At 48.6% G+C, this 21304-nt stretch carries 20 protein-coding genes; 12 read left to right on the top strand and 8 right to left on the bottom strand.

The window, feature by feature from the left end:
* Window position 1 precedes the first annotated feature (1 nt).
* Window positions 2-595 carry a TIGR04282 family arsenosugar biosynthesis glycosyltransferase gene (locus GJR95_RS38920; protein WP_162390998.1) on the bottom strand — a complete coding sequence of 198 codons (594 nt, stop codon included), beginning with the start codon at window positions 593-595 and terminating at the stop codon, window positions 2-4.
* 108 nt (window positions 596-703) lie between these two features.
* On the opposite strand from GJR95_RS38920, the gene GJR95_RS38925 reads away from it, so the two are divergent.
* The 5 genes from GJR95_RS38925 to GJR95_RS38945 all read left to right on the top strand — a co-directional run bounded on the left by GJR95_RS38925 (window position 704) and on the right by GJR95_RS38945 (window position 4457).
* Window positions 704-1072 carry a Rid family detoxifying hydrolase gene (locus GJR95_RS38925; protein WP_162390999.1) on the top strand — a complete coding sequence of 123 codons (369 nt, stop codon included), beginning with the start codon at window positions 704-706 and terminating at the stop codon, window positions 1070-1072.
* A 122-nt stretch (window positions 1073-1194) separates the two neighbouring features.
* Entirely contained in the window at window positions 1195-2736 is a 1542-nt protein-coding gene (gltX, locus tag GJR95_RS38930) for a glutamate--tRNA ligase (RefSeq protein ID WP_162391000.1), read from the top strand.
* A 61-nt stretch (window positions 2737-2797) separates the two neighbouring features.
* Window positions 2798-3088 carry a hypothetical protein gene (locus GJR95_RS38935; RefSeq protein ID WP_162391001.1) on the top strand — a complete coding sequence of 97 codons (291 nt, stop codon included), beginning with the start codon at window positions 2798-2800 and terminating at the stop codon, window positions 3086-3088.
* 150 nt (window positions 3089-3238) lie between these two features.
* On the top strand, window positions 3239-4018 hold the full coding sequence (locus tag GJR95_RS38940; RefSeq protein WP_162391002.1) for a TIGR00266 family protein: 780 nt from the start codon (window positions 3239-3241) through the stop codon (window positions 4016-4018).
* A gap of 148 nt (window positions 4019-4166) precedes the next feature.
* Window positions 4167-4457 carry a hypothetical protein gene (locus tag GJR95_RS38945; protein WP_162391003.1) on the top strand — a complete coding sequence of 97 codons (291 nt, stop codon included), beginning with the start codon at window positions 4167-4169 and terminating at the stop codon, window positions 4455-4457.
* Here GJR95_RS38945 and GJR95_RS38950 read toward each other — a convergent pair.
* Entirely contained in the window at window positions 4437-4613 is a 177-nt protein-coding gene (locus GJR95_RS38950; RefSeq protein WP_162391004.1) for a hypothetical protein, read from the bottom strand. The two genes, GJR95_RS38945 and GJR95_RS38950, sit on opposite strands and share 21 nt — an antisense overlap.
* A gap of 11 nt (window positions 4614-4624) precedes the next feature.
* Here GJR95_RS38950 and gldD point away from each other — a divergent pair, with 11 nt between their 5' ends.
* Together gldD and GJR95_RS38960 are read left to right on the top strand one after the other, a co-directional pair.
* Window positions 4625-5212: a gliding motility lipoprotein GldD gene (gldD, locus tag GJR95_RS38955; RefSeq protein WP_162391005.1), complete on the top strand. Its 588-nt coding sequence runs from the start codon at window positions 4625-4627 to the stop codon at window positions 5210-5212.
* A gap of 96 nt (window positions 5213-5308) precedes the next feature.
* A complete protein-coding gene (locus GJR95_RS38960; protein WP_162391006.1) occupies window positions 5309-5734 on the top strand; it encodes a c-type cytochrome in 426 nt (141 codons plus the stop codon).
* A gap of 45 nt (window positions 5735-5779) precedes the next feature.
* Here GJR95_RS38960 and GJR95_RS38965 read toward each other — a convergent pair whose 3' ends face one another.
* The 3 genes from GJR95_RS38965 to GJR95_RS38975 form a co-directional block, all read right to left on the bottom strand.
* Window positions 5780-7390 carry an acyl-CoA carboxylase subunit beta gene (locus tag GJR95_RS38965; RefSeq protein WP_162391007.1) on the bottom strand — a complete coding sequence of 537 codons (1611 nt, stop codon included), beginning with the start codon at window positions 7388-7390 and terminating at the stop codon, window positions 5780-5782.
* Window positions 7391-7581: 191 nt separating this feature from the next.
* A complete protein-coding gene (locus GJR95_RS38970) occupies window positions 7582-8583 on the bottom strand; it encodes an MlaD family protein (protein ID WP_162391008.1) in 1002 nt (333 codons plus the stop codon).
* 234 nt (window positions 8584-8817) lie between these two features.
* Window positions 8818-9666, bottom strand: a complete 849-nt coding sequence (locus GJR95_RS38975; RefSeq protein WP_162392027.1) for an N-acetylmuramoyl-L-alanine amidase family protein — start codon at window positions 9664-9666, stop codon at window positions 8818-8820.
* A gap of 130 nt (window positions 9667-9796) precedes the next feature.
* Here GJR95_RS38975 and GJR95_RS38980 point away from each other — a divergent pair, with 130 nt between their 5' ends.
* Window positions 9797-13423 (top strand): putative LPS assembly protein LptD, encoded by a 3627-nt coding sequence (locus GJR95_RS38980; protein ID WP_232541007.1) that lies wholly within the window; start codon window positions 9797-9799, stop codon window positions 13421-13423.
* 61 nt (window positions 13424-13484) lie between these two features.
* Here GJR95_RS38980 and GJR95_RS38985 read toward each other — a convergent pair whose 3' ends face one another.
* Window positions 13485-14771, bottom strand: coding sequence for a bifunctional 3,4-dihydroxy-2-butanone-4-phosphate synthase/GTP cyclohydrolase II (locus GJR95_RS38985; protein WP_162391010.1), 1287 nt, complete (start codon window positions 14769-14771; stop codon window positions 13485-13487).
* 218 nt (window positions 14772-14989) lie between these two features.
* On the opposite strand from GJR95_RS38985, the gene GJR95_RS38990 reads away from it, so the two are divergent.
* The 3 genes from GJR95_RS38990 (at window position 14990) to GJR95_RS39000 (ending at window position 18525) form a co-directional block, all read left to right on the top strand.
* Window positions 14990-16990, top strand: a complete 2001-nt coding sequence (locus GJR95_RS38990) for a T9SS type B sorting domain-containing protein (RefSeq protein ID WP_162391011.1) — start codon at window positions 14990-14992, stop codon at window positions 16988-16990.
* A 75-nt stretch (window positions 16991-17065) separates the two neighbouring features.
* Entirely contained in the window at window positions 17066-17398 is a 333-nt protein-coding gene (locus GJR95_RS38995) for a YbaB/EbfC family nucleoid-associated protein (RefSeq protein WP_162391012.1), read from the top strand.
* Between the two features lie 77 nt (window positions 17399-17475).
* Window positions 17476-18525, top strand: coding sequence for a glycosyltransferase family 2 protein (locus GJR95_RS39000; protein WP_162391013.1), 1050 nt, complete (start codon window positions 17476-17478; stop codon window positions 18523-18525).
* Between the two features lie 42 nt (window positions 18526-18567).
* Here GJR95_RS39000 and GJR95_RS39005 read toward each other — a convergent pair whose 3' ends face one another.
* Window positions 18568-18789, bottom strand: a complete 222-nt coding sequence (locus tag GJR95_RS39005; protein ID WP_162391014.1) for a PspC domain-containing protein — start codon at window positions 18787-18789, stop codon at window positions 18568-18570.
* A gap of 346 nt (window positions 18790-19135) precedes the next feature.
* Between GJR95_RS39005 and GJR95_RS39010 the strand changes: the two genes are divergently transcribed.
* Window positions 19136-19342 (top strand): cold-shock protein, encoded by a 207-nt coding sequence (locus tag GJR95_RS39010; protein ID WP_162391015.1) that lies wholly within the window; start codon window positions 19136-19138, stop codon window positions 19340-19342.
* 168 nt (window positions 19343-19510) lie between these two features.
* On the opposite strand, the gene lysS is transcribed toward GJR95_RS39010, so the two are convergent.
* The gene (gene lysS, locus GJR95_RS39015; RefSeq protein ID WP_162391016.1) at window positions 19511-21280 is read right to left on the bottom strand and encodes a lysine--tRNA ligase; all 1770 of its coding nucleotides are present in this window, start codon (window positions 21278-21280) and stop codon (window positions 19511-19513) included.
* Window positions 21281-21304: the final 24 nt, after the last annotated feature.

Genomic DNA, 21304 nt, shown 5'->3' on the forward strand with positions numbered 1-21304 from the left:
ATTATTGTTTGATGGCACGTTCATAATCTTCCCACTCGTCAATATCTGTTAACTCAGCCAACAGTTCGAAGGTCAGACTGTTTTGCAAAATAGCCAATTCGGTCAGTTGCCGGAGTTCGGGCTGACTCCAGGGCATATTTTCGAACAGAAAAGGGAACAATTGCTTCATACCCAGTAAATAATAGCCGCCATCCGTAGCAGGGCCAATCACAACGTCGGCTACCGTAAGAGCATCGAAAGCCAGTTGGATATGATCTGAGGTAATGTCGAGGCAATCGCTGCCAATGATGACAATACGATCGCCAGGAGAGCCTTCGCTAATCTGTTCGCGGAAAGCGTTCAGCATACGTTGGCCCAGATCATCACCCTTTTGAAGGCGTTTCCCGTAACCATCCCAACCGTCGCTTGGGTTTATGAAATCGCCGTAGTATACAATTTTATGATACGGTAGTCCCTGCGTAATATTCTGTGTATGCTGAAGCAGGTGCCGATATACTTGTACGGCCCGTTCATTGCCAACGGTTCGGGCAATGCGCGTTTTAACCTGACCGGCAATGGGGTTTTTAACGAAGATAATAAGGTGATTCTCGGCCATACGAGGGTTTGGTGGTAACTTGCGAACGAAATTAGTGATTGGAGATTAGTCGCCTGGCGTAAATGCCAGCCAACCACTAATCACCAGTCACTAAACACTAATAAAACCATGAGCAAACAAATTGTTTACACTGAACAGGCTCCCGCGCCGATTGGGCCCTACAGTCAGGCAGTAAAGGTGAAGGATATGTTATTCGTTTCTGGGCAGGTAGCCATTGAATTGGCCCCTATGGGCGACATTCAGGCCGAAACGCAGAAAGTAATGGAAAACATCGGAGCCATTCTGAAAGCTGCCGGAATGGACTATGTTAACGTTGTCAAGTCTAGTATTTTTGTCAAAGACATGAACAATTTCGCGGCTATCAATGAGGTATATGGTCGGTTCTTTACCAGCGAACCACCCGCCCGCGAAACCGTTGAAGTGGCTCGTTTGCCAAAAGATGTAAATGTTGAAATTTCAGTAATAGCTGTGCAATGAGTGAATGGGCGAATGAGTAAATGAGTGAATGAGTGAATAGCTTACGCGCACCATATACGCTGACCAGGCTATTCACTCATTCACTCATTCGCCCATTCACTCATTTACTAATTATTACTCCCATGCAAAACACTGTTCGCGTTCGTTTCGCACCCAGTCCTACCGGTCCGCTGCATATTGGCGGGGTGCGTACTGCGCTTTATAATTACCTGTTCGCCCGGAAAATGGGCGGCAAAATGCTCCTTCGTATCGAAGATACCGATCAGAATCGCTTTGTGCCGGGTGCCGAAGACTATATTCTGGAAGCACTTCGCTGGGTTGGTATCGAGATCGACGAAGGGCAGGGAACGGGCGGGCCTCATGCGCCTTACCGCCAGTCGGAGCGTAGAGACATTTACCAGAAGGAAGCTCAGCGATTGGTTGACGAAGGGAAAGCCTACTATGCCTTTGATACGGCAGATGAACTCGATGCCATGCGCAAACGGCTTGAAGAAGCCAATGCGCCAGCCGCTCAATACAACGCCATTACCCGGATGCAGATGCGGAACTCGCTGACTATGACGCCCGATGAGGTTCAGGCACGCATAGACGCGGGCGATCCGTATGTTATTCGGCTAAAAACGCCACGCAAAGAGGAGGTCCGGCTGAATGACCTTATTCGGGGTTGGGTCAATGTACATTCGTCGGCCATCGATGATAAAGTTCTGCTGAAATCGGACGGTTTGCCAACCTATCACCTGGCCAACATTGTAGACGATCACCTGATGGGTATTACGCATGTTATTCGGGGTGAAGAATGGTTGCCATCGGCTCCGTTACATGTGCTCTTGTATCGGTATTTGGGCTGGGAGGATACCATGCCGCAATTTGCCCACCTGCCGTTGCTTCTTAAGCCTGAAGGCAACGGGAAACTTAGCAAGCGCGATGCCGATTTAGGAGGTTTTCCCATCTTTCCATTGCAATGGACCGATCCCTTTACGGGACAGGTTGCGAAAGGATTCCGCGAAGAGGGCTATCTACCCGAAGCTACGGTCAACTTCCTGGCGTTGTTGGGCTGGAATCCGGGCACCGAACAGGAACTCTTCACCATGGACGAACTGATTGCGAGTTTTGATATTGCGCAGGTTCACAAAGCTGGTGCACGTTTCGATATTCAGAAGGCGCAATGGTTCAACCACCAGTATGTTCGGCAACGGCCTGATACAGAGCTGGCTCCAACGGTTCTGCAACAGGCTGAAGCGGCCGGGTTTAGCTGCTCGCTGGAGAAAGCCGAAAAAATTGTCGCGTTACTGAAAGGACGTGTCAATTTTGCCCACGAAATCTTTACCGAAGCCGGAACGATTTTCAATGCACCAACTACCTATGACGAAGCGATTGCTGCGGCCAAATGGAACGACGATGCAATACGGGCTGTGACTGCCTTTCGTGATGCGCTACAAACCTTCGACGGTGAGTTTATTGCCGATGACATCAAACACACGCTGGGCGATGCGATGCAGCAGGCTGGTATCAAACAGGGTAAAATTATGCAGGCGATGCGTTTAGCTCTTACAGGCTCTGGCGCCGGTCCTGACCTGATGCTTACTATGGAAATCATTGGTAAAGACGAAACGATTAAGCGGCTGGAACAGGCATTGAATACGCTGAAGACCACAGTTAGTTAATGATTTTTAAAACCTATAAGGTCTCAAGGACCTTATAGGTTTGTATCTCGATAGAACACTCATGGCAAAGAAGAAAACGAACCCTGACGAAAACGATAAGCCACGCGTTCATAAAGAACTCGAAGGTTTCGATATTCAGATTAACTCGTTTGGAGAAATCACGACGAGTTTTGATATCGACAAGATCAACCAGTTTCTGAATAAGACGGTTGACGACAAGAAACTGCGCCATCGAACGGATCTTAACCTCAAAGGTGAGCCGGAGCCAGACGAAACAGATGACGATTCGGACGATGAAAGACTCTTCGATGAGACGGATAACGATCTGCCAGACGATATCAACCAACGCTAACGGCCCGACCCGCAAAAACGCCCGGTCGGGCATTTTTTGTGCCGTTTATACGAATAAACGACTGTAAAATGACCGTCTTTCCGTAGTTTTCGTCCATAAATAACCGCACCGGCAATCGGTGACTATACGATAACCATAACCGCTCTCAGTATGTACTCTCACGAGATCGACTACAAAATCATTGGTGAAGACATCCAGATTGTAGAAATTGAACTGGACCCTAACGAAACCGTTATTGCCGAAGCGGGCTCCATGCTGTTTATGGAAGACGGCATTGAATTTGAGACCAAAATGGGCGATGGCTCCCAGCCGAATCAGGGATTTATGGGTAAACTGCTTCAGGCTGGTACGCGCATGATTACGGGCGAATCGCTGTTCATGACGCACTTCACCAACCGGGGCGTAGGCAAACGTAAGGCGGCTTTTGCGGCTCCTTATCCGGGTACAGTAATGCCGGTTAACCTGGCTAATATTTTCGGCAATACGCTTATTGTTCAGAAAGACGCCTTCCTGTGTGCGGCTCTGGGTACGAAATTGAGCATTCAGTTCAACCAGCGGCTAGGTGCCGGATTTTTCGGTGGTGAAGGCTTCATTCTGGAAAAACTTCAGGGCGATGGGATGGTATTTATCCATGCTGGGGGCGTAGTTATCGAACGGACGCTGAATAATGAAACGCTTCGGGTCGATACCGGTTGTGTCGTCGGTTTTGAACCCAGTATTAATTTTGATATTCAGCGGTCGGGTGGCCTGAAAAGCATGATTTTCGGTGGTGAAGGGCTATTCCTGGCAACGCTTCGCGGAACGGGTAAGGTCTGGATTCAGTCGATGCCAATTTCTAAACTCGTACAGCGATTAGCGCCTAATGGCGGACAGGCTCATAAAGAAGGCGGTTCCGTATTGGGGCAATTGGGAAATCTGTTTGAAGACTAACCGGATCGAGCAGCCGATGCGTGCAGGATTCGTTCGATTTGCCTGATTTACAGAGTTAGACGAAAAAAAATGATTGTTATTTCGGTGTGCTAAGACATTTTTTCGCAAAATCATGTTAATCAGTAAAATCCGATAAATCGCCGTCCAGATGGAAGTCATTTGCACAAACGATAATTTCCCCGCGCCTGTACTGGCGTTCTATGCTGAGTTTGGTATTCAGATACCCAAACGCGATCAGCTGTATACGATCCGGCAGGTTAAGCGCCATACAACCGGTGATACGGGCGTATTGCTGAATGAGATTCAGAACCCTGAGGTGCCGGTTAAACATCCGGTTATGGGCGAAGTCTGGTTCGAACCAACGTTTAACATTAACCGCTTCGCTACGCTGCTGGGGCAACCGGTGCGACAGGAAGAATTAGAAGATGTAAACGCCTGATTGAGCGTTACAATACATAGTTAAAAAGCCCTGCACCAAATCGCCGGGCTTTTTCGTTGTTGTTTTTGTCTTGCTGGAACGCCAGCCCGGTGCCGAAGGAAGCATCTTCCCGTACTTATACAGTCCAGCTACCGAAGATGCTTCCTTCGTCGGCATGACAAAAAACTGTGGTGAAATTCGTTCTTATTCTGCTCACGGGTTTGTTTACTGCTGCCTGCGGTAGTAATTCATCCGAAAATTACACGCCTAAGCCCAAGGGCTATCCGCGTTTCGATCTGCCCGAACCGAGTTATCAACTCCTTGAGCCAACGCACCCCTATCAGTTCGAGTACAATAAAATTGCCCGAATTCTGCCCGACACGTTTGCCCGCTCGGAGCCTCACTGGATTTTCATTAATTATCCGGCTTATCATGCCAGCGTTCAGTTGACCTATAAGCCGGTTCGCAACGACATCAATCGCTTGCGAGCCATGCTGGAAGATGCGTATAAACTGGCAGCCCGGCATAACATTAAGGCATATGCCATTGAGGAGAAGAAAATTCGAATGAAGTCGGGTTTAGAGGCCAGTATCATTGATTTGTCGGGGGAGGTGCCGAGCCAGGTTCAATTTGTGACGACCGATTCGACGACCAATTTTCTGCGGGGAGCGCTATACTTCAATACCGCCACCGAAAACGATTCACTACAACCCGTTATTCAGTACATTCGCAAGGACATCGTCCATTTGTTGAATACGCTGAAATGGCGGAAATAATAACCGATTTTGGGTACTCAAAAGCTGATACGACGAAATCTTCACAGGCGTCAGTTACCGAAGACCCTAAACCGAATACGTTAACAACCTGACTCTATGAAACTCCTGATTCTTCTTGTTTGTCTGTCAACATCAATTGCCGTTGCGCAAACCAAAAAACCAGCCGCTAAAGCAGCGCCTAAACCTGCGGCTGCACCGGCCAAATTACCGGGACAACTTATTTACGAACAGAACTGTCTAACCTGCCATCAGGCCAATGGGTCGGGAGTTCCTAACCTGAATCCTCCGCTTCGTGGAACGGATTGGGTTAATGGCGATAAAACCCGGCTCATCAATGTGGTGTTAAAAGGGCTACAGGGGCAGGAAGTTGAAGGCGATGCCTACGATAATGCAATGCCTGCACACGACTTTTTAACCGACGATCAGATTGCCGATGTGCTCACGTATGTTCGCAGTAATTTCGGCAATAAAGCAAGTGCGATAACCGCCGATGAGGTGAAAACGGCCCGAGCTGCGAAGTAGCGTTTTTCGTATTCGGTTTGTCGATTTTCAGCGAATACCAAAAAACTATGTCTGGATCACGCCTACTGAAAATGCCTTCGTAATCGGTGCGTGATTGGCGGCTGCAATTCCTTCCGACAGGATTTGCCGGGTTTGAAGCGGATCGATGACTGCATCGACCCAGAGCCGGGCCGCTGCGTAATACGGCGAAAGCTGTGCGTTATACTGATCCGTAATTTTTTTCAATTGTGCCTGTTCATCCTCAGGTGTCATGAGCTGTCCTTTTGCTTTTTGAGCAGCTACCTGAATCTGGAGCAGTGTTTTTGCCGCAGAAGCCCCACTCATGACGGCCATCTGCGCCGTTGGCCAGGCCAGCATCAGGCGAGGATCATACGCCTTTCCGCACATAGCATAATTGCCCGCGCCATAGGAGTTACCTATAACAACAGTAAATTTTGGCACGACTGAATTGGCCATCGCGCTGACCATTTTTGCACCATCTTTAATAATGCCCCCCTGTTCGGCGCGGCTACCAACCATAAAACCCGAAACGTCCTGCAAAAACACAAGCGGAATCCGTTTCTGGTTACAGTTCATAATAAATCGGGCGGCTTTGTCGGCTGCGTCACCGTAAATGACACCGCCCATCTGCATTTCGGTTGGCTGTCCGGTTCGACCTTTGGCCTTCACAACCTTGCGCTGATTGGCGACAATACCAACGGCCCAGCCATCGATTCGGGCATAGCCGCAAATCAGCGATTGACCATAACCCGGTTTATACGCATCGAATGCCGAGTTATCCACAAGTCTATCCACAATTTCCTGCATATCGTAGGGTTTTACACGATCGATGGGCAGAATTTCATAGATGTTTTCTGGATTTTTGGTAGGCGGGACTGGGGCTATACGATCAAAACCAGCAGTTTCGTGATGACCAGTTTTATCGAAAATCCGCTTGATCGCATCCAGACAGCTTTTGTCATCGGGGTATTTGTTATCGACAACTCCTGAGATGTCCGTATGTGTAGATGCGCCACCAAGCGTTTCGGCATCTACATCTTCGCCGATAGAGGCTTTCACTAAATAGGGGCCAGCCAGAAAAATGGAACCGGTCCCTTCCACAATGAGCGCTTCGTCGGACATTATGGGCAAATATGCTCCACCGGCTACGCAACTACCCATAATGGCCGCTACCTGTAGAATGCCCATAGCTGAGAGGTGCGCATTGTTTCGGAACGTACGGCCGAAATGTTCTTTATCGGCAAAGACTTCGTCCTGCAAGGGGAGGTATACGCCAGCACTGTCGACAAGGTAAATGATGGGCAGATGGTTCTCCATCGCGATTTCCTGCGCCCTAAGGTTCTTTTTGGCCGTAATCGGAAACCAGGCTCCTGCTTTTACGGTGGCATCATTTGCCACAATCACACACTGACGTCCGGAAACATAACCAATACCAACTACCACACCGCCCGATGGGCAGCCACCATGTTCTGCATACATGCCTTCGCCGGTGAACAGCCCAATTTCAACAAAAGGACGATCATCATCGATCAGATAAGCGATGCGTTCGCGGGCCGTTAGTTTGCCTTTACGGTGTTGATCGTCAATTTTTTTCTGGCCGCCACCCAGTTGGGTCTGGACTGTGCGCTGGTTTAGTTCGTCGATGAAGGCTTGCATGGAATAGTCATTTTTGTAGAGACGTAAGCATACCGCTGCGGTCTCACGCGCGTCAGCAACGGTTTGGAGAATCGCACGAAAATTCAGTTCGTAGACGCAAGCATACGAAAATTCTTACTGACTGACGTGCATGTGATTTATTCCAATGCTGAAACAAGCGACAACATCGGCAGACAGGCAAGTTTACGTGGCTACTTAGTCGAATCGGCCGCTATCGGAACGACCGTCGACGTTGTTATTGTCGTGCTACCAGCGGGTGTCGTAATAGCTTTGTCTTTCCGGCCAAAGAGCGAGAAATGCACGTATCGTTTGGGGTTCTCACGCAGGTCGGTCAGGAGTTTTTCCAGACTGGCCGTGGTTTTATTAACGTTGCTGTAGAGCGCTTCATCGGATGTTAATTTACCTAATGAACCGCGTCCGCTAGTAATGTCACCCAGAATATGTTGCAGATTTTCGATCGTTTTGTTGACACTGACGAGCGTTTGCTTCAATTGAAGTCCCTGAAGCGAGTCGGCAAACGTGTCAGCTTTGGCCAGAATTGGCTTGAGTTGCTTCTCGGTTTCGATCAGTGATGCCGACAATCGGTTAACGTTTGCCAGTGTTGCCTGTAAACCAGCTCGGTTCTCGGCAACAGTCAGGCCAAGTGCGCCAACCGCAGCATTAGCACTCTTCAGCGTTTGGTTAAGCACAACGCCAGTTTGATCGAACTGAGCCACCACCCGATTCAGTTGATAGGTCAGCGAATCGACGTTGTTTAATACGGGTAAGGTTTTTTCCCGGATCAGCGAGGAAAGGCCCGATTCTTTAGCTGCAACCAGTTTGCCACCATCTTCTATTTCCGGGGCTCCGGGATTTATGCTGAGCATGATATTTTTCCCGCCCAGCAAACCATCATCGGCCAGAATGGCTTTTGACCCCTTCGTCACACGAATGTCATCTCGAAGCTCAAGCGTAACAAGCAATTTGTTGCCCTGGTCCTGTAAAATCTCGATGCGCTTAACCTGCCCAACCGATAACCCGTTGATACGTATTGGGTTGGATGCTGTTAGCCCATCAATGTTATCGTAAATGACCTGATACTTGCGGGTAGTAGAGAAAAAGTCAGAACCTTTCAAAAATTCGAATCCGAAATACAGCATCATCAGGGAGATGACCGCAAGCAAACCAACCTTTACTTCCTTAGAAATTTTCATGCGTGTGAGAAGGAGAACAACCCTTTGGGCCTCGCCAATCAATTTGATTGAAGGTATAACCAACTTTAGAGGCCGTTTGTCCCGTGAAGATGGGATTTTCCATGAACGGTTGAAAGTAGGTAATTAGTAGTCTTTTGTAGATGATCTACAGCGGGTAGTGAGTGGCATTGGTAATCAGCTAATTCGTGTAGACTCCACACGGCTCATTGAAAGCTGTCTACTGCCTGGAATAGCCTAGCCCTCCGCTTCAATCTCCTGCTTATATTGAGCAAAGGCTTTACAGATGGCGGTGGTAATCTCTTCCTGACCTTCTTCTGATCGTAGGTAATCTTCCTCATCTGGATTGGTCAAATAACCGCTTTCAATCAGAACACTAGGCATTGTAGTTTTCCAGAGCACGATAAAACCAGCCTGTTTAACACCGTTACTCTTCCGGCTGGCATTCTGGCGGAAACTACGCTCCAGCTTTTCGGCAAAATTAATACTGCTGGCTATAAATGCGTGCTGATAATTAGCCAGCATAATCGTTGCTAAGGGTGAGTTCGGATTGAAGCCCTTATAGGTTTGCTGGTAATTCTTTTCCTGTAAAATTACGGCATTTTCACGCCGTGCCACGTCGAGGTTGCTTTGGGTTCTATGCAGCCCCAGCGTATAGGTTTCAGTGCCATAGACTCGGCTGCTGGACGGGCTGGCGTTACAGTGAATGGAAATAAATAAATCGGCCCGATTGCGGTTGGCAATGGCACCCCGTTCGTATAAATCGACGAAATGGTCCGAAGTCCGCGTATAAATGACCCGCACGTTTGGATACTTATCCTTAATTTTACGCCCTAATTGCAGAATCAAATTTAAGTTGATCGTTTTTTCTTTGGCGTAACGACCATGAGTACCCGGATCTTTGCCGCCATGCCCCGCGTCGAGTACAATTGTACGAACTTGATTGGGAGCATTGGCAGAAACTTCGGGTTCCTGCGTACCAGCCCGACGAGCTGTATCCTGATTCAGATCCTGCATTAAAGCAGTAGGAGCAGGAAGTACAGTGAGTGCCAGCAATGGCAGGGCTACCAACAGTAATGTTGTCACTTTTCCGGGAGTCGGGAACGTGAACCGAACACGTGTTGATTTAATAATTTTTAACAGCTGAAAACGTTTCAAGGCGATAGCGGGATAACTGTTCGTGAATACCTTTGTAAGCCATGGGTTTAGTACCGCTATGGCAAATATAATTTTTTTGATAAAACTCAAAAAAGGACACTTTATTTTACGGTCCCCGCTCATACGAGTTGTAATCTGCTTCCTTTGGACAGTCCTGTCGTTCAGCGCACTGGGGCAGAGCCAGCCGACGCTTAAGCGATCGGTTAAAGATACTATACCCACAGGCCCTGCTGCGACAAAACGGAAGCTGGTTTCGCCATCGGTTAAATCAACGCGACCGTTGGCAGCCACCACGACTACAGACGCGATCAAAGCAAGTAATTTGAACCGTGCCTTAAACCCATCATCGGCCGTTCTAAATCGGCTGGGGGCTGGTTTGTCACGGTCTGCTTCTACGCAAGCTACTAAACCTCAGTCGAATACTGCATCGTCGAATACAACTAACCGCGCAACCCGATCGACCAAACTAGTGCGCGATACACTCAAAGGTCGTCAACCAAATCGTGTAGCCGTTAAAAAAGATAGCCTACGGTCCCGGTCGATTAAAACGACTCCCGCCGTTCGGGCGCAATCTGTCGGGAGCCAGCAGGTAATACCACCAGTTACTACGCCTGTGCAGCGCACTGCGGATACACCCGCTGTTGTGCCCACAGGAAGTACGCCCGCAGCGCGCTCATCTGCCAACAATCCAACGGCCGTAACACCAACCAGCGCCACCACAACGCCAGCCAGCAAGACGGCAATTGCAACTATTCCCCGTTCGCAGACGGTTCCGGTTGGTAAAACCCAGATCCGTCCGGGCATCGTGTCGCCCAATATTGTTCGTCCACAGAGCAACACGGTTATTGCGCCTGACTCTGCCCGGATTGCTGCCGGTGACACCGCTAAAGCCGACTCGCTCAAAAGCGCTGACTCCTTTGCAACCACTGTCAAGTATCAGGCCAAAGATTCAACGATCTATGCTGCCGATGGACAAACGGTCGAATTGTTTGGGGAAGCCAGCGTTATTTATGGCGATATTTCCCTCAAGGCAGAATACATACGTCTGAATTATATTACTAACGAGGTATACGCTAAAGGTCGGTATGATTCAACGTCAAAAAAATGGATTGGCCGACCTGTTTTTCAGGATGGGGAAGGGAAATATGATACCAAAGAGATCCGCTATAATTTCAAATCCAAAAAAGGGAAGATACAGGGCGTTATTACGCAGCAGGGCGAAGGCAACGTTCGCGGGCAGAACGTAAAGAAAGATGCTGAAGATAATTTGTACATCGGTAAAGCGATTTACACGACCTGTAATCTGGAGACACCGCATTTTCACATCAATGCCAGCAAATTAAAGGTCGTTCATAACAAACAGGTCGTGGCGGGCCCGTTTAATCTGGTCATTAATCAGATACCGTTGCCGCTCGGTCTGCCGTTTGGTTTCTTCCCGTTTCCAAAGAAAAAAGACATTGGCGTATCCGGCATCCTGGTGCCGACCTATGGCGAAGAGCCTAATGGACGGGGGTATTATCTTCGGGATGGGGGGTATTACTGGGCCGTCAGTGAAAATCTTGGTCTACAGTTTAAAGGGCAAATTTATTCCAGAGGAAGCTGGGGGCTGGGTGTTGCATCAGCCTATAACAAACGCTATCGGTACAGCGGTAGTGTGAACCTGGCCTTTAACCGCAACCGCTCCGGCGACCGGGTGGATACAACACAGACGCCCCGGAATGACTTCTCATTTACCTGGTCGCACTCGCCGGTGCCTCGCGGGCGAGGGAGCTTCTCGGCCAATGTTAACGTCAGCAGCAACAGCTACAACCAATTTAACTCCGGCACGGGCAGCAACGCTTATATCTCCAATGTGGCGGGGTCGTCGGTGCAGTATAGCCGTCAGTTCGGACAGTATGCGCGGGCGGGTGCCAACATCCGGGTAAACCAGCAGTTCGGGCAGGTAAACCCACAAACGCTCATTCGCGAAAATGGTAAAACGGATGTGTCGTCGGATTTCAACTTCGGTATCAATCAGATTGCGCCCTTTGCACTTAAAGGGGGCACTGGTCGCTGGTATGAAAGCTTCCGCGTTGGGTTAGACGTTAGTGGTTCCATCGGTATCAGTAACACCATTCGCACGCAGGTCGATACCAGTGGTTTGGGCTTCCCCGTTGTTACAGACCTAAGATCAATCAGCAGTGTTCAACGGGCATTGGACAGTATTGCGCGGGCAACGGCTATCCGAAATGGCGAAGTAAGATCCGATCCGAACCTGATTGCGTTTAACATGGCGAACCTGAACCGGATCTGGCAAAATCGTACCATTCAGGCTAATTACAGCATTCCTATATCGTTGCCGAACTTTAAACTGCTTCGCTACATAAACCTCACACCAGGGTTTTCATTGCAGGGCAGCATTTATACCAAGAAGCTCAAGTATACCTATTTAGGCTACCAAAATACAGTAGCAATCGACCCAACTACGGGGCTGTATTTATCGGATCGGAACAAGGTTCGGATCGATACGATGCGGGGTTTCTTCCCGTCCTATAATTTTTCGGCTAACGTGAGTATGAATACACGCTTCTACGGTACGTATTTCATCCGGGGAAAGCGTATTGAAGCCATTCGTCATACGGTAGCACCTTCCATTTCTTTCAGCTATGTTCCTGACTTTACCAACCCGTCATTTGGCCAGTTTCAGGTTTTATCAGCCGAAGGAAGCCTCGCCAGTCTGCCCGAATACCGCCGGACGCTATCGGTATTTCGTGGGTTGGGTGGTAGCGGTTCCAGCAGTAGCACTGAGTCGGCGTTTATCACGTTTGGTATCGTGAACCAGCTGGAAATGAAAGTGCGCACGCGGGGTGATTCGGCGGGTCAGGACTTTAAGAAGATTCCGATTTTTGATAACATTAGTATCAACGGCAGCTATAATCTGCTTGCGCCTGATTATAAACTGTCGCCCATTTCAATCAGTGCCAATACGCAGATTTTCAAGAATGTTAGCTTTAACTTCTCGTCTACGTTCGATCCCTATGCATCCCGTCCCTACGGCGGAACGGCCTATTATGCATTGTTAGCCGCTACATCGGGTTCAACGGCGATTCCGCCCGACACCTATTCGCAATTACTTCTGCGAACAATTGGCTACAGCGATCAGCAGTTTGCTCGTGTGCCAAATCTGTATGCCTTTCAGGATGGGCAGGGGCTGGCACGGCTAACCAACCTCCAGGCCTATGTGAGTACGCGCCTGGCCCCCAAGCAAGCCGACAAAAAGAAAACCAGCCCCAATGCCACCGACGCGACCCTAAAGTCAATCAACAACAATCCCGAATTATACGTTGATTTTACGATTCCCTGGTCGCTCAATATCAGTTATACGTTTGGGCTGACCAAACTGACGCCCGAAATTTCGCAGGTGATTCAGGCCCTTACCCTGACGGGAGATTTAAGTCTGACACCTAAATGGAAAATTACATTCAACACGGGTTATGATTTCCAGTTCAACAGCCCAACGCTGACAACCATTGGCATTAACCGTGATCTGCATTGCTGGGAAATGGCCTTTAACTGGACTCCTTATTCGGGCAGTAATATTCGGTCGGGCAACTACTCGTTTGACCTGCGGGTGCGGTCGGCCATTCTTCAGGAACTGAAACTAAGCCGCCGTCGGAGTTTCTATGACACTGGCGGGTTTAGATAAACAGTGTGCAGTTCTCAGTAAGCAGCCTATAATGAACTGCTTTCTGAGAACCGCACACTACTTATTGTTCTTCATTAATAGGCTCATTCATGATCGTGTGGCCCATCTTGTCACGCTTGGTGCGTAGATACCGCTCGTTGTAGGGGTTGGATGGAATTTCAATCGGAACCGTGTCAACGATCTCCAGACCATAACCCATTAAGCCCGCCCGTTTTTTAGGGTTGTTCGAGATAAGCCGGAGCTTACGGATGCCCAGATCACGTAGTATTTGTGCCCCAACGCCGTAATCGCGGGAATCCATTGGCAGACCAAGTTCGAGGTTAGCCTCAACGGTATCGCGGCCCATTTCCTGTAGTTTGTAGGCCTTGAGCTTATTGAGCAGGCCAATTCCCCGGCCTTCCTGAAACATATAGACCACAACGCCCTTGCCTTCGGCTTCAACCATTTCCATAGCTGCGTGAAGTTGCTGACCACAATCGCAGCGGCACGAACCAAAAATGTCGCCCGTAACACAGGACGAGTGGACACGTACCAGAACGGGTTCATTAGGCTCCCAACTGCCTTTTACCAGGGCAAGGTGTGTGTCGCCCGTATTGCTTTGTTTGTAGGCAATCAGATCAAAGTGGCCCCATTCCGTAGGCATATCCACGCCAATTTCGCGTCGAATCAGGGTCTCGGTTCGCAGCCGGTATTCAATTAAATCCTGAATACTAACCAGTTTCATGCCAAAACGGTCGGCCATCACACGCAACTGCGGCAGGCGGGCCATAGTGCCGTCTTCGTTCAAAACTTCAATCAGAACGCCTGCCGGTGCCAGCCCTGCCAGTCGGGCCAGATCGATGGCGGCTTCGGTATGGCCTGCCCGGCGAATGACTCCTCCTTCGGCCGAGCGCAACGGAAAAATGTGCCCTGGTCGACCCAGATCTTCGGGTGTCGTGGCTGGATCAACCAGCGCCCGGATGGTCTTGGCGCGATCGGAGGCCGAGATGCCAGTCGTACAGCCATGACCCAGTAAATCGACAGATACGGTGAATGGTGTCGTATGAACAGAGGTGTTGCTGGTCACCATCATGTCTAATCCAAGTTCATCGCAACGCTCCTGAGTAAGAGGAGCGCACATAAGGCCGCGACCTTCACGAACCATGAAATTGACCATTTCAGGCGTGATCATTTCAGCCGCGCAAATCATATCGCCTTCATTTTCGCGATCTTCGTCGTCCACTACCAATACGATTTTGCCCGCCTTAATATCGGCGATAGCATCTTCAATACGATCCAGGCGAATAGCATCCGGTTCGGGTTGATTCCCTGGTTCGGTTCCGGTAATGTTGGTATTATTATTGCTCATTGGTTTGGTCGATGCGTGTAGGCGGAACTGTGCCAACTTTTAGCATATGCGTTTATAGTTCTGGATTTTTTAGTCTATTGAATGCCCAAAACTACTTACTTTTATGCTCAAAACTGTTTTTGGGAAAGATACGTTTCGCTGGACGCGAAAATGTCCGTTATGACGTTTTTAGGAATAGAAACCGTCAGATCATTATCATTGAAAAAAACTCTACCCTTGTGCGAATTTTACGAATGTGGCCGATTGAAATTGGGGTGAAAGCCAGATGGCTATCCGCTTTCTGGACCGGCTTGTTTTTGGTTGTAGGTTTAGTGGCACAGGCACAGGACCCTAACAATAACTACTGTGTAGACCGAAAAGGAACAGCCGAAGGTGGATTCACTCTGGAAAAAGACAGGATCTGTCTTGGAGAGACAGTTAGAATAACAGCCGTACAGCCGAATGTTGTCAATGCCGGATATAATTATGATTACAGCGGAAAAGGTATACCGCTGACTCCTACTAATATTACTAGTTATTCAGGTTATACTAAACCAGGCTCCTACACGATTATACAGGTTGGTAGTGCTGGCTCAGGGTCAATTGCCTGTAAAGTCGTTACGGTATTGGCCGTTGACCCGGTTAAGTTTACGGTTAAATTATGTTCAGGGCGGAAAGCTGTTGTTGTGCCTGATGAAACTACGCTTGGGCAATACGATAAATATGAAGTATACTGGGGTGATGGTGTACGGGAACAAAAAACACGCGCCGAGATGGTTGCCCAGCCTTCTCATACCTATACCAATAGTGGTGCCGGATCATCTTATGTCGTAACTGTCCAGGGGCTTTATAATGCACCAGTTGCGTGTCAACCACCCAAAGAAAATGTTTCCATACGGCCCGTATCTACTCCGTCGGCACCTTTAATTACGGAACTAACAACAACGAGCGATAACTCAATATCAATAAAGTATCAGTCTGATGTTAGTATACCTATTCAACTACGTCAGAAAGACGCATCGGGCATTTACACGGTAACTGGGCAAACGGGTACAGGTTCTGGCACGTTTACCGTTCAGACGGATGCTAAGCAAGTTCAGTGTTTTGATTTACAGTATCAGGATGCTTGTGATAACTCGAACATAATTAAATCAGATCAAGTCTGTAGTCTCGTGCTTAATGCCAAAGCCGGTAATAAGCAAAATGACTTGACCTGGCAACAGTATTCAGGAAGCGCTCCCGTCCGGAGGTATCAGATTATTAGAGGAAGTGCCCCCATTGGATCGACGTTTAGCCAGACTACAACTTCCTATACTGACAATAACAAGATTGAGTGCGGAGTCCAATATTGTTATTCGATCGAAGCTACGATTACGGGAACTGCACAAACCATTGTTCGGTCTGCACAGACCTGCGTAATAGGAACGAATACCGAAAAACCGGGGAATTTTGGCGATATTTTAGTTACCGTTCAAAATAACCACCCTTTTTTGATTGCGGCCTTGCCCACTACCAATACATCGACTAGTTATACAATGACAATAAGCCGGGCAAGTAGTCCGTCAGGTCCATTTCAGGTCGTTGGGACAGCCTCTAAAAATACATTTACTGATGAGAGTGCCGATGCGTCGGCAGGGTCTTATTGTTATCAGTTGACTTATCAGAATAACTGTGGGCAGGTATCGGCTCCGTCGGAAACTGTTTGTTCGGTCTTTTTATCGTCGCAGTCGCCAACGGGTCTTGACTGGACAACTGGCTCGCCCTTTTCTCCGGGCAACGTAGCCAGCTATTCGCTTGAAGTAGTCGATTCTGTCAATAACATAAGTAAGACAATCATACTTGGCGGTAATACGCATTATGAACCTGACCCGAACGATCCAAACCTGCAATCGCAGCAATACCGGGTCGTTGCTCAATCGGCTGATGGAGTGGTTAGTTATTCGAATTTCTTTACATTAAGGCGAGACCCTAAAATCTTTGCGCCCGATGCCTTTACACCCAATGGAGATGGCGTTAATGATACGTTTCTGATAAGAGGTACTTTCTTTGATAAATTCAGATTGACAATTTTCAGTCGATGGGGCGAGCCAATCTATACAACGACCGATCGAAACCAGGGGTGGGATGGTATGGTTAACGGGCAACCAGCCAATGCCGGGCAATATATGTACCGGGTTGAAGTAATAGATTTTACCGATCAGAAAACTGTCCGTAACGGTGCGTTGTTATTAGTACGTTAGATACAACGGCAGTTGACTGGTTTGGCAGTCTGACGTCAAAATTTCAACGCCCAGAACCCCTTAAAAGATACCGCTATGATGGATATGTTCGGAAAAATGAAGGAAGTGCAGTCCCGGATGCAGGATGCTCAACAGAGCCTTAGCGCCGTTACCGAAACTGGTGAATCGGGGGCTGGGCTGGTTAAAGTTACGGTCAATGGCTTAAAAAATGTTCTGAAAATTGAGATCGATCCTGATCTGATCAAGTCTCCGGCCGAAGACCGGGAAATGCTACAGGATTTGATCGTAGCTGCCACCAATAAGGCAATGGCCAATGTAGAAGTCAAAGCCCGTGAACACCTCCGGAAAGCTACTGAAGGATTATTACCAAATATTCCCGGCCTCAATCTGGACGGGCTAATGGGGTAAAGTGTTTAAGTTTGCAGTTTACAGTCGGCTTATTTCCTGCAACTGTAAAACTGCAAACTGCAAACTGCAAACTAATTTTGGATACCCTCGCAATTGTCATTCTTAATTATAACGGTCAATCTTTCTTAGCCAAGTTTCTTCCGATAGTGCTTACCTATGCTGAAGGGTACCCGGTTTATGTCGCCGATAGTGCCTCTACAGATCATTCCGTAGCATATGTTCGGGCTACTTTCCCCAACGTTCGGCTTATTGAACTACCTTATAACGGCGGCTACGCTGGTGGTTACAATATGGCTCTTGACTACATTCGGACTCACTACGGTGGAGCCCGGTACTATGTTCTCCCTAATTCTGACATTGAAGTTACACCTGGCTGGATCCCGCCCGTATTGGCGCTATTGGAGGCTAATCCACAGATTGCAGCGTGTCAGCCCAAAATCCGTTCGTATAGCCAGCGCGACCAGTTCGAACATGCAGGGGCGGCTGGTGGCTTTGTCGACTGGCTTGGTTACGTTTTTTGCCGGGGGCGTATTTTTGCTACCTTCGAAACCGATCATGGGCAATACGACGACAATCGACAGGTTTTCTGGGCAACGGGCGCCTGTCTGTTCATACGGGCTGATTTGTTTCATCAGGTTGGCGGTTTCGATGCATCGTTCTTTGCCCACATGGAAGAAATAGACCTATGCTGGCGATTGCAACGACTAGGTTACCATGTTTGGGCATGCGGCCAATCGACAGTTTATCATGTGGGTGGTGGCACGCTCCATAAATCGAATCCCCAAAAAACCTACCTGAATTACCGAAACAGCCTGTTCATGTTGTATAAGAACTGGCCTGCCGATGGCTGGCTGTGGGGCAAATTTCTACTACGGCTCGTATTGGATGGCGTGTCGTCGTTGCTTTTCCTGAAGGTGGGGCAATGGCGTGATGTGCTGGCCATTATCCGGGCGCACTTTGCTTTTTATCGCCATTTGCCGGAGTTGCACAGACAACGCAGGGCTTTAATGCAGCAACAGAAAGCCGATGCAGTTCTGTATCCGCACAGCATTGTCTGGTCCTACTTTATGAAAGGGGAGAGGCTATTTAAGGAGATGCGCGATGTGGCGTCAGTTTCTCAAAACTGACATTGGTTAGGGCCGTTCGGGAAACTGAAACTACTCAGTAATTTACAACTCCCAAATGGTCGGATGGGCATGCCGACGAAGATGCTTGTTCATTTCCATCCAGAAGGCCAGAATTAGATAGAGGACAACCGGCGATCCTAACGTTAGAAACGAGGTGTAGATAAAGTACAGCCGGATGCTGCTGGCCGAGATGTTCATTTTCTCTCCCAGTAACGTGCAGACCCCAAATGCCTGTTTCTCGACAAAATACCTAAGTTTATCCATACTAGTTCAGTTGGCGTATGGCTCTAAAAGTTTATACGCTATTACTGCTATGACAAAGCTAACGAACGAAATCAATAGATTGTTTGCCGTTTACACAGAAAAACGCAACATATCGGGTAAAACTACCTAAAAATAGGTGGTTTTCGCCTTGAATTTGGAACAAATTTATTTACTTTGTGTTGTAGCGTGGGCAGTGGTTATTTAAACTACTGGCTTGCTATTGTCAACAAAGTCCGTTGAGTTTCAGCCAAGTATTATCTCTGCTGTATGCTTTGGTGCCTGTTTCGCGTCCTTTGTTACTCTCTGTCCCTTTGTATGTTTAATTAGTTTAATTTTTTTTAGTTTTATGCAAACAGGTGTAGTAAAGTTTTTCAACGAAAGCAAAGGCTACGGGTTTATCGTTGAGGATGATTCCAATCGTGACATTTTTGTCCACATTACGGGTCTCAATGGTATCACCATCCGCGAAAAGGACCGGGTGCAGTTCGAAGTTGTTGATGGCAAAAAAGGCCTCAACGCCGTAAAAGTGAAAAAAATTGAGTCAGATTATTAAACCTTCTCCTCTGACCACGGAATAACAAACCCCGCCCAATATCTGAGCGGGGTTTTTCAATTAGGCCTTTCGCAGAGAAGCGTGCCACGGTTTTTATGAGCTCGATTAAGAACCGTGGCACGCTTCTCTGCGAAAGGCTTATCTATAACTCTGGTAGTGCCGGTTTGTTTATTGCCCCGTCCAGCTACGAACGTCGGCGATGTTCGGCATCGGAACTTCTAGTTTGAGCTTTTTGCGTACACCCCCCAAATCGTTAAAGAGTTTGTTGGGGTTCGCCGTGCGGAGTTGCTCAACGGTCAGGAAACCAAGCTTTTGTACCGCCGGTACCCATTCTGCCGGAACGCCAGCCGCAACAAAATCACTCTCATCCGATTGCTCCAGTTTCTTTTCGGGGCGCATCTGTGGAAAAAAGAGTACATCCTGAATGGAGGGCTGGTTGGTCATGATCATCGTTAGCCGATCGATGCCCAGGCCAACGCCCGCTGTTGGCGGCATTCCATATTCCAGAGCCCGCAGAAAATCTTCATCCAGGGCCATCGCTTCTTCATCGCCCCGTTCGGCCAGTCGCAATTGCTCCTCGAAGCGTTCGCGCTGGTCCAGCGGGTCGTTTAGCTCAGAATACGCATTGGCAATCTCCTTCCCATTACAGATAGCCTCGAAACGTTCGACCAGTCCTGGCTTGCTCCGGTGCTTTTTGGTTAAGGGCGACATTTCAACCGGGTAGTCGGTAATGAATGTCGGCTGAATCAGGTTGGGTTCGCAGGCGTCGCCAAAGAGTTCATCGATCAATTTCGATTTGCCCATTGTGCTGTCGACCTTTATTCCGCGACCTTCGGCTACCTGCCGGAGTTCCGCTTCTTCCATTTCCGACACATCAACACCCGTATATTCCTGAATGGCCTCGAACATAGTCAGGCGTTTCCAGGGGCGTTTGAAGTCGATAACGTTGTCGCCAACGGTCACTTTCGTCGTTCCGGCCACGTCTAATGCCACTTTTTCGACCATTTCCTCGATGGTGTCCATCATCCAGAGATAATCTTTGTAGGCAACGTAGAATTCCACCTGCGTAAATTCCGGATTGTGGGTTCGGTCCATTCCCTCATTCCTGAAATCTTTCGCGAATTCGAATACGCCGTCGTAGCCGCCTACAATGAGCCGTTTCAGGTACAACTCGTTGGCAATCCGCATGTAAAGCGTCATGTCGAGCGAGTTGTGATGCGTACGGAATGGCCGTGCCGCTGCTCCGCCATGAATTGGCTGAAGAATTGGGGTTTCGACCTCCAGATAACCTTTCTGGCTCAGGAACTGACGAATTGAATTGACCAGCTTGGTCCGTTTTACGAACACATCGCGCACGTGCGGGTTCACGATCAGATCAACGTAGCGCTGCCGGTAGCGTTGTTCGGCGTCGGTAAAAGCGTCGAAGGTTTCCTTTTCGCCTTTCTCGTTCACCACTTCTTTTACAACGGGCAGGGGCCGCAGCGACTTATTCAATACCTTGAACTCGTTCACGTAAACCGACAGTTCGCCGGTTTTGGTCGAGAAAACATGCCCACGGACACCAATAATATCGCCGATGTCAAGCAGTTTCTTAAATACCGTGTTATACAGCGTTTTGTCTTCGCCAGGGCAAATGTCATCGCGCCGGAAATAAAACTGAAGCCGTCCGGTAGAATCCTGAATTTCGGCGAAGGATGCGCTTCCCATAATACGAAAACCCATCAGCCGACCAGCCAACTGAACGTTTCCCCAGCGTTCGTCGCCAGAAAGGTCCATTTCGGGGGCAATCTCAGTTCCTGGGCCCTTGTCGAAAGCAGCGCGGATATCGGCAATGGTCGTTGTTACATCGAATAATTCAGCAGGATAGGGATCAATACCCATCCGTATTAATTCTTCGCGTTTTTGTCGGCGGTTTATCTCTTGTTCGCTCAGTAGCATGATAGTCAATGTGTCGGTCGGCCA

The sequence above is a fragment of the Spirosoma endbachense genome (genome assembly GCF_010233585.1).
Lineage (GTDB): Bacteria > Bacteroidota > Bacteroidia > Cytophagales > Spirosomataceae > Spirosoma > Spirosoma endbachense.

What these genes read in the sequence shown, in the direction of transcription:
- GJR95_RS38920 (WP_162390998.1), bottom strand. Translation starts at nt 595, where the DNA reads ATGGCCGAGAATCACCTTATTATCTTCGTTAAAAACCCCATTGCCGGT.
- GJR95_RS38925 (WP_162390999.1), top strand. Translation starts at nt 704, where the DNA reads ATGAGCAAACAAATTGTTTACACTGAACAGGCTCCCGCGCCGATTGGG.
- gltX (WP_162391000.1), top strand. Translation starts at nt 1,195, where the DNA reads ATGCAAAACACTGTTCGCGTTCGTTTCGCACCCAGTCCTACCGGTCCG.
- GJR95_RS38935 (WP_162391001.1), top strand. Translation starts at nt 2,798, where the DNA reads ATGGCAAAGAAGAAAACGAACCCTGACGAAAACGATAAGCCACGCGTT.
- GJR95_RS38940 (WP_162391002.1), top strand. Translation starts at nt 3,239, where the DNA reads ATGTACTCTCACGAGATCGACTACAAAATCATTGGTGAAGACATCCAG.
- GJR95_RS38945 (WP_162391003.1), top strand. Translation starts at nt 4,167, where the DNA reads ATGGAAGTCATTTGCACAAACGATAATTTCCCCGCGCCTGTACTGGCG.
- GJR95_RS38950 (WP_162391004.1), bottom strand. Translation starts at nt 4,613, where the DNA reads ATGCCGACGAAGGAAGCATCTTCGGTAGCTGGACTGTATAAGTACGGG.
- GJR95_RS38960 (WP_162391006.1), top strand. Translation starts at nt 5,309, where the DNA reads ATGAAACTCCTGATTCTTCTTGTTTGTCTGTCAACATCAATTGCCGTT.
- GJR95_RS38965 (WP_162391007.1), bottom strand. Translation starts at nt 7,390, where the DNA reads ATGCAAGCCTTCATCGACGAACTAAACCAGCGCACAGTCCAGACCCAA.
- GJR95_RS38970 (WP_162391008.1), bottom strand. Translation starts at nt 8,583, where the DNA reads ATGAAAATTTCTAAGGAAGTAAAGGTTGGTTTGCTTGCGGTCATCTCC.
- GJR95_RS38980 (WP_232541007.1), top strand. Translation starts at nt 9,797, where the DNA reads ATGGCAAATATAATTTTTTTGATAAAACTCAAAAAAGGACACTTTATT.
- GJR95_RS38985 (WP_162391010.1), bottom strand. Translation starts at nt 14,771, where the DNA reads ATGAGCAATAATAATACCAACATTACCGGAACCGAACCAGGGAATCAA.
- GJR95_RS38995 (WP_162391012.1), top strand. Translation starts at nt 17,066, where the DNA reads ATGATGGATATGTTCGGAAAAATGAAGGAAGTGCAGTCCCGGATGCAG.
- GJR95_RS39005 (WP_162391014.1), bottom strand. Translation starts at nt 18,789, where the DNA reads ATGGATAAACTTAGGTATTTTGTCGAGAAACAGGCATTTGGGGTCTGC.
- GJR95_RS39010 (WP_162391015.1), top strand. Translation starts at nt 19,136, where the DNA reads ATGCAAACAGGTGTAGTAAAGTTTTTCAACGAAAGCAAAGGCTACGGG.
- lysS (WP_162391016.1), bottom strand. Translation starts at nt 21,280, where the DNA reads ATGCTACTGAGCGAACAAGAGATAAACCGCCGACAAAAACGCGAAGAA.